The sequence below is a fragment of the Thermococcus sp. genome, from assembly GCF_015521605.1.
GTDB lineage: Archaea > Methanobacteriota_B > Thermococci > Thermococcales > Thermococcaceae > Thermococcus.
Map to the genome: position 1 here is coordinate 38,512 of NZ_WANV01000018.1, position 8,915 is coordinate 47,426.

General features: G+C 52.0%; 16 protein-coding genes. 9 read left to right on the forward strand and 7 right to left on the reverse strand.

The window, feature by feature from the left end:
• Positions 1–228 precede the first annotated feature (228 nt).
• From F7C11_RS03625 to F7C11_RS03660, 8 genes are all read left to right on the forward strand, one after another.
• A complete protein-coding gene (locus tag F7C11_RS03625; RefSeq protein ID WP_297091036.1) occupies positions 229–453 on the forward strand; it encodes a DUF257 family protein in 225 nt (74 codons plus the stop codon).
• Positions 454–539: 86 nt separating this feature from the next.
• Positions 540–752 (forward strand): DUF257 family protein, encoded by a 213-nt coding sequence (locus F7C11_RS03630; RefSeq protein WP_297091039.1) that lies wholly within the window; start codon positions 540–542, stop codon positions 750–752.
• A gap of 131 nt (positions 753–883) precedes the next feature.
• The gene (locus F7C11_RS03635) at positions 884–1,549 is read left to right on the forward strand and encodes a DUF257 family protein (RefSeq protein ID WP_297091075.1); all 666 of its coding nucleotides are present in this window, start codon (positions 884–886) and stop codon (positions 1,547–1,549) included.
• Positions 1,549–2,250 (forward strand): DUF257 family protein, encoded by a 702-nt coding sequence (locus F7C11_RS03640; protein ID WP_297091041.1) that lies wholly within the window; start codon positions 1,549–1,551, stop codon positions 2,248–2,250. The genes F7C11_RS03635 and F7C11_RS03640 overlap by 1 nt, the downstream gene beginning before the upstream one ends.
• Positions 2,241–2,561: a tRNA-binding protein Pbp11 gene (gene pbp11, locus F7C11_RS03645; protein WP_297091042.1), complete on the forward strand. Its 321-nt coding sequence runs from the start codon at positions 2,241–2,243 to the stop codon at positions 2,559–2,561. Before F7C11_RS03640 ends, pbp11 (F7C11_RS03645) begins: the two co-directional genes overlap by 10 nt.
• 69 nt (positions 2,562–2,630) lie before the next feature.
• On the forward strand, positions 2,631–2,939 hold the full coding sequence (gene pbp11, locus F7C11_RS03650; protein ID WP_297091044.1) for a tRNA-binding protein Pbp11: 309 nt from the start codon (positions 2,631–2,633) through the stop codon (positions 2,937–2,939).
• 10 nt (positions 2,940–2,949) lie between these two features.
• A complete protein-coding gene (locus F7C11_RS03655; protein ID WP_297091078.1) occupies positions 2,950–3,795 on the forward strand; it encodes a TatD family hydrolase in 846 nt (281 codons plus the stop codon).
• 413 nt (positions 3,796–4,208) lie between these two features.
• Positions 4,209–4,982 carry a hypothetical protein gene (locus tag F7C11_RS03660; protein ID WP_297091046.1) on the forward strand — a complete coding sequence of 258 codons (774 nt, stop codon included), beginning with the start codon at positions 4,209–4,211 and terminating at the stop codon, positions 4,980–4,982.
• A 108-nt stretch (positions 4,983–5,090) separates the two neighbouring features.
• On the opposite strand, the gene F7C11_RS03665 is transcribed toward F7C11_RS03660, so the two are convergent.
• A complete protein-coding gene (locus tag F7C11_RS03665) occupies positions 5,091–5,528 on the reverse strand; it encodes a nucleotidyltransferase domain-containing protein (RefSeq protein WP_297091048.1) in 438 nt (145 codons plus the stop codon).
• Positions 5,470–5,730, reverse strand: coding sequence for a HEPN domain-containing protein (locus tag F7C11_RS03670; protein ID WP_363316581.1), 261 nt, complete (start codon positions 5,728–5,730; stop codon positions 5,470–5,472). The genes F7C11_RS03665 and F7C11_RS03670 overlap by 59 nt, the downstream gene beginning before the upstream one ends.
• Positions 5,731–6,017: 287 nt before the next feature.
• Here F7C11_RS03670 and F7C11_RS03675 point away from each other — a divergent pair, with 287 nt between their 5' ends.
• The gene (locus F7C11_RS03675; protein ID WP_297091050.1) at positions 6,018–6,386 is read left to right on the forward strand and encodes a hypothetical protein; all 369 of its coding nucleotides are present in this window, start codon (positions 6,018–6,020) and stop codon (positions 6,384–6,386) included.
• On the opposite strand, the gene F7C11_RS03680 is transcribed toward F7C11_RS03675, so the two are convergent.
• The 5 genes from F7C11_RS03680 to rtcA form a co-directional block, all read right to left on the reverse strand.
• Positions 6,383–6,868: a DUF3368 domain-containing protein gene (locus F7C11_RS03680; protein ID WP_297091051.1), complete on the reverse strand. Its 486-nt coding sequence runs from the start codon at positions 6,866–6,868 to the stop codon at positions 6,383–6,385. The two genes, F7C11_RS03675 and F7C11_RS03680, sit on opposite strands and share 4 nt — an antisense overlap.
• Positions 6,865–7,116, reverse strand: coding sequence for a UPF0175 family protein (locus tag F7C11_RS03685; RefSeq protein ID WP_297091053.1), 252 nt, complete (start codon positions 7,114–7,116; stop codon positions 6,865–6,867). The genes F7C11_RS03680 and F7C11_RS03685 overlap by 4 nt, the downstream gene beginning before the upstream one ends.
• 149 nt (positions 7,117–7,265) lie before the next feature.
• Positions 7,266–7,745 (reverse strand): DUF3368 domain-containing protein, encoded by a 480-nt coding sequence (locus tag F7C11_RS03690; RefSeq protein ID WP_297091082.1) that lies wholly within the window; start codon positions 7,743–7,745, stop codon positions 7,266–7,268.
• The gene (locus F7C11_RS03695; protein ID WP_297091085.1) at positions 7,735–7,983 is read right to left on the reverse strand and encodes a UPF0175 family protein; all 249 of its coding nucleotides are present in this window, start codon (positions 7,981–7,983) and stop codon (positions 7,735–7,737) included. Before F7C11_RS03695 ends, F7C11_RS03690 begins: the two co-directional genes overlap by 11 nt.
• 48 nt (positions 7,984–8,031) lie before the next feature.
• Positions 8,032–8,915 (reverse strand): RNA 3'-terminal phosphate cyclase (rtcA, locus tag F7C11_RS03700; RefSeq protein ID WP_297091055.1); only part of this gene is annotated, 884 nt, incomplete at its 5' end.

Here is an 8,915-nt window from a genome sequence, read left to right on the forward strand (position 1 = left end):
CATTCTTTAGATTTCTTTTCTGGCTTTTCCTCACACATAAAAACATATATTCACCACGATGCAACTTTAGTATACCGAGGATTCACAATGGAGGGCTTGGAAGACGTTTTCAAAGCCATAGACACAATAAAACCAGGAGGGGCTGTTCTGATAGAATACAACCCATCATCGTGCCCGAGTTTCTAACACTGGTCCTGCTAATGTACGCCAGACATCGGGGGCGTTCCCGTGGTTATAGACGAGAACTTCAACTCACTGCATGTAATACAGAAACATCTGGAACCCTGGGGAATACAGGAAGACTTCATGGACGCCCTCATGATAAAATCAAACGGGAGCGTAGATGTTGGGAGCGTGGTAAGCAGAATAATGTCCAACACCGAACCCAAAGTCTACCTGAAAGAATACGGGGAAATCGCCAGAAAGGCACTCCAGAAGCATGAGGGCTTGTAAACATAGTCCTTGGAACAGAAAAATATTTGCTTTCGTCTACAATGTCCGGGAATTCTACCTTCTGATAATTCGCATTCAGAAGGTTCTTGGTTACCCGAAGAGCGTTCTATCTGGTAAATAGAGGAACGGCAGAATCTTTTGGCTTCAATCCCCCTCCCAAACTGGAGGAACTAGCGAGTACTGTGGTCAGAATCCAGGCAAGAAACGGTACCCATGTTGCGGTGCCCGTGAAGAGCCTGCTGGTGGGGATCATCGGGAAGGAGTTCTCAGGAGACCCGGATGAGATAGCCAAATGGTGACGTGTCAGGTAGGTTTAAGAGGACCGAAGACCGACCAATACTGCAACAGCGCTTGAAATCCTCTTTTTATCTCTCCCGTGCCCCGCAAAATGTTTATATCCTCTTGAAATAAATTTTAAAGGGTGAGAACTATGAACTGGGAAAAAGCCACCGAGATCGCTGACTCCCTGCTCCCCGGCGAAACAGTTCTCGTGAAATATACTACGTCCTACATCCCCGAATTCCTGCTGAAGTTCTTCGTGGACTACTCCAAGAGAAAGGAAATCCCCCTCCTCATAGATGACAATTTTGATACCCTCCACTCAATCGCGATCCGCGCAGAGATGATGAACCTACCCCTGAAGCTGGACGACGTGTACGTTATAAAAACCGGCGGAAAACTGGACGTCGGGAACGTTGTGGCAAAGGTCCAATTCCACCCAGACCCAAGGGTCTATCTCAAGAACTACGAGGAGGCCATACAGGAGGCACTGAAGGAAATCCCAACTCCCGTGATAAACCTCGTAATCGGGGTGGAGAATCTGTTTCTCATAATAAGAACGCCCCTCGACGCGTACCGGCTGATACTGGCGATGCAGAAGTTCATGGGCAACAGGAACAGGAAGGCGTTTTACATAGTCAACGAGACCGTAATGGAGAACCTTCCAATAAAGGTTCTCCAGGAGTTCGAGAGGATAGCCACCACCGTGATAAGGCTCACGCCGTACCATACCGGCGCGACCCTGCGGGTTATCAAAAGCATCAATCCCAATCTCATAGGGAGGGAGGAGAAAATAGACGTCGAGGGGTGGATGTAATGGAGGCGTTTAAAAAACCCGTTCTAGTCACCAAGAAGGATCTAGACGCCATGGTAGAACAGATCTGGCCGGGAGGCACTACAATAATTGAAAACCGCGGTGCCCTGGGGGCCGAGTTTGTCCTCCATGCGTTCATTCAGTACTCAAAAAGAAAGCGCATACCCCTCATAGTGGAGGACATCTTCGACACGCTCCCCATCTACGTAGGGCACCTCAGGCTGATGGGCGCCAGCGTGGAGGAAAAGGACATCACGGTGATCAAGGTTGGCGGGGCGCAGGAAGCGGGGAACGTCATAGCCAGGATCAGGTTTGAGAACGACCCCCACGTGTACCAGAGGAAGATCGATCAGGAGCTTCAGAAGGTAGTAGGCGATGGTGTTTACATACACCTTGTTCTCGGGCTGGAGAGGCTGCTGTTCCTCCAGGGCGACGTTCGCAGCGCATACACCCTTCTGGGACTCATAAAGCAGAAACTCGGTGACAAACGCAGAATAAACGTCTACCTGGTAGAGGCGCCCATAATGGAAACACTGGACTTCAACCCCCTGCCAATGCTGGAAGACATAGCGACCTCCGCGATAGAGCTCACCAGCGAGGGAGAGCTCATAAGAATGAAGTTCAGGAAGTCGGTGTTCACGCTGCTCATGCACAAGGAATACGTCCTCATATCTCCCAGGGAGACACTGCGGTGGTGGAGTTGAGCTTCCTCAGCAGGCTCTTCGAGGGGAGTAAAGAAGAGCAAAAAATACGAACGATCCCCGGAAAGCCTGTGGGAAAATTCAGGGTGGAGAGCGTTCTCAGGGTCTTCACCAGACAGGTTCTCATCGGGGAGGTGACAGAAGGCATCGTCTATCCAGGTTGCAAGCTCAGAGGAGGTAGCATCGGGAAGGTCGTGAAGATTGAAATGGGCAGAAGGCAGGTGGACCTCGCCGAAAGCGGCAATAAAGTGGCTATAATGCTGGAAAATGAAATACCCGCCAAAAAGGGAGATGAACTGGAGATATACCCATGACAGCACGGCAGACCACGCCCATAACAACCTTTAATTTCTTAGGCATTAACTTCTCTGTGGGGAAACACCATGGGCATCTTAGACAGGTTCAGAAAAAAGAAGGATGAGCCAGAGATCGTCTCAAGGTACCCTGTCGCCAGATTTAAAGTTTCTGAGATTACGTACGTACTTGGAAAGCAGGTCTTGGGCGGAGTCGTGATGGAGGGAGTGATATACCCTGGCTACAAGCTCAAGGGGGGCGGGGTGGCCCTGGTGAGGGAGATCCACATCAAGAACAGGAAAGTGGATTTCGCCGTGGATCACGATGAGGCAGCCCTGGTTCTTGAGGGAAGGCTGAAGGTCAAAGAGGGAGAGGTCATAGAAGTTTACCAGTCGTGAGGTGATGGCAATGATAATCTGGGACGACCACTTCCACGTCGACCCGTACCACGGGCTGTTCCTTGAGGCGGTTAAGGAATTCCACAGGGCGGGAGGAACTCACCTCGTCGTCGTCTACAAGACGGCCCACGACTACGGCTTCCCGGGCCTCAAGGCAGAGGACTTCATCAAGGCGATGGACTTCCACATTGAGCTTGTTGAGAAGATAAACAAGGAGACGCCCGTCAAAGCCTACGCTGTCGTCGGTGTTCATCCCGCCGAGTTCGCCTATTTGGCGGAGCAGAAAGACCTCGAATACGCCAAAAACGAGGTCATGAAGGCCTTAGACTACGCCCAAAAGCTCTGCCTCGAAGGGAAGGCGATAGCCATAGGCGAGATAGGCAGGCCGCACTATCCCGTTCCAGAGGAAATCTGGGAGGCGAGCATCGAGCTGATGAAATATGGAATGGCCTTGGCAAAGGAAGCCGACTGCGCCGTCCAGCTCCACACAGAGAGCTTCGACGAGGAGAAGTTCAGGGAGCTGGGAGAGTACGTGAAGGAGGTCGGGATAAAGTCCTACAAGGTAGTTAAACACTTCTCGCCGCCGCTGGTAAAGGTGGCCGAGGAAGTGGGCGTCTTCCCGAGCATAATAGCCAGCAGGAAGAACATAAAGGCCGCGATAGAACAGGGGAACAGGTTCATGATGGAAACGGACTACATAGACGACAAGAGGAGACCTGGTGCAGTTCTCGGCCCGAAGACCGTTCCGAGGAGAACCAAGGCCTTCCTCCAGAACGGCATCTTTACGGAGGAGGACGTTTACAAGATTCATGTGGATAATCCGAGGAAGGTTTACGGGGTTGAGGTGAGGGAGTAAACCAAAAGCGATTTATAGAACTCTTCCTGAAATAATTACCTGAGGGTTCCTCATGGGAAAGCTAAGGGCAGTTCTCCCAATCCTCATGATATACTACATCGTCAAGAAATCTGACAAGAAATACGAGAAGAAAATCGGGTGGATGAAAAAGATCGCTGCAGACTTCGCAATAGTCGATAACATTACTTATAATCACACGCTGGCTGGTCACCGCATCAAAATGGAAGAGTTTATAAAGAAAAAATACGGAGAGCTTCCTGGAAGCCCTGGCACAGATGCGAAAACAAGAAGGCGCGCAATATGGGAAGCACTAACACACACACGATTACTTCCCACATTACGGGAAAACGTACATTCACAAAAGCCCCGAAGATGCACAGAAATGGAACACGCTTGTTGGCCTGATGACAATCTTGCCGGCAATGTTCCACAAACTCACAGACACCGAAGAATTCGGGAAAAGAACAGATGCAATGCTGGAAAAAATAGCAGAAGGGCTGATATTCTACAATCACAAGAAAGATGTGGAAGAAGAGTACGGAACCTTGAAGATCCCGCCACCAAAGGAAGCTGTGCTTTTAGAGGGGTATCTACTGCCCGAATTTGAAAAACTGAAAAAGGACCCACAGCTCCAAGACAAATTCCTAGATGCCCTAGCCGAAGCATACCACATAAGAACATGGCCAAAAGAGCGACTGAGAGAATATCTCAAATTGGCAATAGATGCCGCCGAAGAAGTATCGAAATACCTCGGTAAGGCAGGGAAGTCATACATACCCGTGGATGAGTTTGAAAAGTTTGAGAAATTAAACAAGTTCCTGGACACGTTATTCACCAAAGAGTTCCATGCAAGGAAAAGAAAACCAGTCCTACACAAAACGCCCGTGAGTCGGATGCAAACTACCAAACCGCCCCTTCAAAACGGTTGGATAAAAAGCCAAAGTTCGGAAGAAATACACCGAGAGGCCACCAAGCTCCTTGGCGTTATTCAGGGTCTCAAAATCGCTAACGCCGGCGAGGAGGCACTGAGGGGACTTGAGGAAAGGCTCTGGAACGACATCAGAGGGCTCGGTAAGGAAAACCTTGAGCTGGCCGGTCTCTACGCCCTTGTCATTGCCCACCTCCGCGAGAACGACCTCGAAGGGGTCGAGAGGTTCCTCTCGGAGATCACAAAAGGCGGGTCATAAAATCATACAATGGAGTCGGGAGAGTAAACTGACTTCCCCTCCTCCAGAACAGCCCTTATGAAGCCCCCATTTCTCCTTTTGAGCTCTTCCAGCTTGATGAAGATTGGGCTAAGCCCTCATCACCCAGTATCTTTCCTTCCGCATTCCCTTCCGCTTCAGCTCCTCGAAGTGTCTCCTGGCAACCTCATAGAAGCCGTTGTCATAAAGGACTATCCCCTCCCTCATGGCATCGAGGGCTGAAGGAGAGAGGTTTTCAAGTGCCCTGAGAAACTCCGCTGGAGTGTAGGCGAGCACATCAACGGGCAGAAACTCATCGTTGAGCTCGTAGAGTGGCTTTGTACGGCGAAGGAAGTTTCCACTCAGCTTCCTGGAGATTACTATCAGATCGTAGTCGCTTGCCCTGTTGTAGTCACCCCTCGCCCTGGAGCCGAAGAGAATAACCGTGACGTCACCGTTGAAGTAGTCGACTATCCTCCTCACAAAACTCTCAATCTCCGGCGAGACGCTCTGCAGTACTTTTGACGAAGTTGAGGACTTCCTCCGCATAATCAATCATCTCCCGGGCCACGTCCTCCGAGTAGTACTCGAAGGGGGAACCCTCCGGATAGGCATCGGGGTATCTCGGGGCTATGTAGTTCCTGTCAAGTTCCATAGCCCTGTGGAACAGTTCTCTGGGGACATCAACGCCTTCATCCCGCAGGTTTCTGAGAAGTCTCGTTATGGAGTGGCCGATGGGGGCAAACCCCATTCCACGAAGGAGTGCCTTAACCGCCAGTTCTGCCGCCTGCTGGGCCTTGAAGCTCGCTCACTCGTAGTCTTCCCCTTCCAAGTCCCTGAGGGCGGAGCGAAGGGTTTTCTCCGCCTGCTTCATCCATCTCTCGTACTCGACCCGCTTGAACATGGGCATCAAGGGGAATTTGGATTGGGAGTATTTAACCCCTTCGTCCCCCAGTATTATACCCTCCGGGAGGAGGGAAATCTATAAATACCCGGAGGGAGGAGGGAAATCTATAAATACCCGGAGGGAGGAGGGAAATGGACGTCTCCCCCGCAGGAATTTATTTAATACTTACCGCTGTGATTCCAATCTTCTACGCAGAGTGGACTGGCTGGCCTGGAGACATCATCAAAAAAGTCGAACCGCCAATCTATGAGCTGGAAGAGGCCATTGAAAGAAGTTTTAAGTACATGGTATCAATGACCTTCGGATTAATTCTCATCTCAATGGGAATGACGATAGTCGTTCCGTGGATAGGGTATGTCTGGTGGGCGATTACTGGGATAGTAGTGCTTTGGCTTAGACATGGACGAGAACAACTCAAGCTGAAACTCCAAGAGGCCAGAATGAAAGAGGCCGTCGCCAAGGGCGTGGAAATCGGTATGAAGAAGGCAAAAGAAGTCTAAAGCTCTCCTGCTTCCTTCAGGACTCTTTTTACAACTCCCTCAGAAATCCTAAAGCCGTTTCTTCTCAGCTCTTCCACGTAGGGAGCTATCTGAGAGATAAGACCTTTTCTCTTCGCAAGGAGGAGCAATCCGAGCGTGCCAGTAACCCTCAGGCCAAAGCTCCTTGCGATTTTTCTCGCATCCTTGTCGTCGAGGAGAACCACGTCAACCTCATTCTCAAGTGCGAAGGCTATCGTCTCCGCCTCGCCGTGGTCTACCATCTCAAGCAGAAACTTCACGAGCCTCTGGTTCTCCACTGAGACCCTTTTCAGAAAATCCGCGTTTGCTATTACGACGGTCTCTTCATGCCCTGCGCCCTCAACTACAGTCTCGTGATAAACTGACTCAGTGATATAAACCTCCTCAAAGAGCCTCTCCAGAAGATCAAGAAGCCCGAGCTTGGCGAGGAATATAAGCGGGGACGAGTTTAAGGCAACCCTCATGAGAGCTCCTCCAGAACCTTAAGGTCGCTCTCAAGCTCTTCTTCATCGTAGGGTATGCCACTCCCCTCCTTAGCTAGGAGCTCAACGAACTCCCACTTGCTCAGACCAGCGAGCCTCCTGGCCTGGCCAAAGGAGAGTATGCCCTTCTCGTAGAGGCGCAGGGCCAGCTCCACCTTCACCCTCTCCTCAACCTCCTCGTCTGGTATCTTCACCATTCCAGGTATCTCAACAACAACTTTCCTGCCCATCTTCCCACCGATTCAACATTGGAGCAGGTGGTATTTAACGCCTTCGCCCAGTAATATACCCCCGGGAGGAGGGAAAATGTCTCTCGATGCCAAAGGCTTTGGAGGTATTATAGGTCTGATAGCATGAAGAAAGCAAAAGAGACCTGAAGCTAAAGTTCACCCGCTTCCCTCAGCACCTTTTCATAAAGTCCCTCGCTCAGCCAGAAGCCTGTGGCCTTTAGTTTCTCCAGCTCGTCTCTGAGGCTGGTTATCCTACCGGTGAACTTGGCTTTAAGGAGAACACCGAGGGTTCCGGCCACCCTGAGACCGAGAGCCCTTGCGATCTCTCTTCCATCGTAGTCATCAATTAAGACGAGTTCAGCGTTCTTTTCCAAGGCCAGAACTATTGCCTCGCTCTCTCCCTCGTCCAGCTCAATCATCAGGGAACGCTTGAGCCTCTCGTCCGTTATTTTCTCCACCTTAATCCATTCGGTGTTTTTAATCGCTTGGGCGTCTTCGCTACCGCCGCCTTCAATTACGCATTCTCGATAAACGGCTTCAGGGATTAAAACCTCCCCGAAGAACTCCCTGAGAAGCTCGAGCCTTCCTATCTTGGCGAGGTGGATGAGGGGAGTTGAGTTACTCACCACGGGCAAAGGCCACATCCTCCGCCAGTTCCCTCTCCGTGTAGTGCCTCGGAACCTTTCTCTTGGCGAGCTCTTCAAGGAACTCCCTCTTGGTTACTCCCGCGAGCTTCGCCGCCTTTCCAAGAGGAAGGACACCCCGCTGGTAGAGAATAACCGCTAGGTCGAGCCTTAGCTCCCTCTCAACCTCGCCCCTGGGGAGTCTCATGGCGGTGATAACGTCCTCTGGAATGACTATTTCCATTCTTCCCACCGCCTTAAGGTTGGCATTAGGAGATATTTAACCCCTTCGTTAAACCTCCACCCTTCTCACTACTCTCACAACACCTGGCCCTCCAACCTCTCCCTCCACCTCGAAGACCCTTCCCAGGAACCGCTCGACCACCCAAATGTTGGTAAAGAGGTGGTTGGTTATCTCCGCGACCTTTACTCCCCCGCCGGCGAACGCCAGGAACGGTATCAGCTGGTCGCCGAGGAACTTATCCACGGCCGCCCGGGTCGTCAGCTGGTTGAGGAGCTCGTCCGCCGCTTCCCTGCCAACGACCTCCGCTGGTTTTCCACGCTTTCCGAGAGCATCACCGCCGAGCCTCAGCTTATCCGTCTCAGCCCAGACCACTACCCCACTTCCCGGGCCGAGAGAGCGGCCCACCTCGGTCTCTATGTCCACAGGGACGTTGTAGAGCTCCTTAAGTCTCTCCCTTGCGGCCTTTGCCTGCCTCTCGGCGACGTGGGGCGGCAAATTGGTCGCGTGGCTTATCCCGGCGAAGCGCTCTATTCCCTCCCACTCAAGGGCAATGAGCGGTTTCCTCTCCTCCCACGGTCCGACCCTTCCAACCACCAAACCGCCGCCCCTGGGATAGTGGCCCCTCCGCTTGATCTCGATGCTTGCCTTGATTCCCATCTTTTCGAGCGCGAAGAGGGTAACGTGCTTCAAGTAGTCCACCGGTGGGCTCCAGGGGACGTCGGTTCCGCCCGTTACCTCGAAGCTTCCGCCGGTGAAAGCCATCGCCGGGAGCAAGGCCTGAAGGACGAGGGTTATACTGCCGGCGGTCTTTATCGGGACGCGTATATGCGCCGGCTTTGCCTCGCCCGGAACGAACTCCAGAACCGTCGAGCCGACTCGGGCGCCCTTTACCCTCGCGTTGCTGAGTTCCTTCAGTGCCAGAATCCCGTGGA

Bases quoted from the DNA above. Each gene is read 5' to 3' on its own strand.
- F7C11_RS03635 (WP_297091075.1), top strand. From the start codon at position 884: ATGAACTGGGAAAAAGCCACCGAGATCGCTGACTCCCTGCTCCCCGGC.
- F7C11_RS03640 (WP_297091041.1), top strand. From the start codon at position 1,549: ATGGAGGCGTTTAAAAAACCCGTTCTAGTCACCAAGAAGGATCTAGAC.
- pbp11 (WP_297091044.1), top strand. From the start codon at position 2,631: ATGGGCATCTTAGACAGGTTCAGAAAAAAGAAGGATGAGCCAGAGATC.
- F7C11_RS03655 (WP_297091078.1), top strand. From the start codon at position 2,950: ATGATAATCTGGGACGACCACTTCCACGTCGACCCGTACCACGGGCTG.
- F7C11_RS03665 (WP_297091048.1), bottom strand. From the start codon at position 5,528: ATGCGGAGGAAGTCCTCAACTTCGTCAAAAGTACTGCAGAGCGTCTCG.
- F7C11_RS03670 (WP_363316581.1), bottom strand. From the start codon at position 5,730: ATGGGGTTTGCCCCCATCGGCCACTCCATAACGAGACTTCTCAGAAAC.
- F7C11_RS03675 (WP_297091050.1), top strand. From the start codon at position 6,018: ATGGACGTCTCCCCCGCAGGAATTTATTTAATACTTACCGCTGTGATT.
- F7C11_RS03680 (WP_297091051.1), bottom strand. From the start codon at position 6,868: ATGAGGGTTGCCTTAAACTCGTCCCCGCTTATATTCCTCGCCAAGCTC.
- F7C11_RS03685 (WP_297091053.1), bottom strand. From the start codon at position 7,116: ATGGGCAGGAAAGTTGTTGTTGAGATACCTGGAATGGTGAAGATACCA.
- F7C11_RS03695 (WP_297091085.1), bottom strand. From the start codon at position 7,983: ATGGAAATAGTCATTCCAGAGGACGTTATCACCGCCATGAGACTCCCC.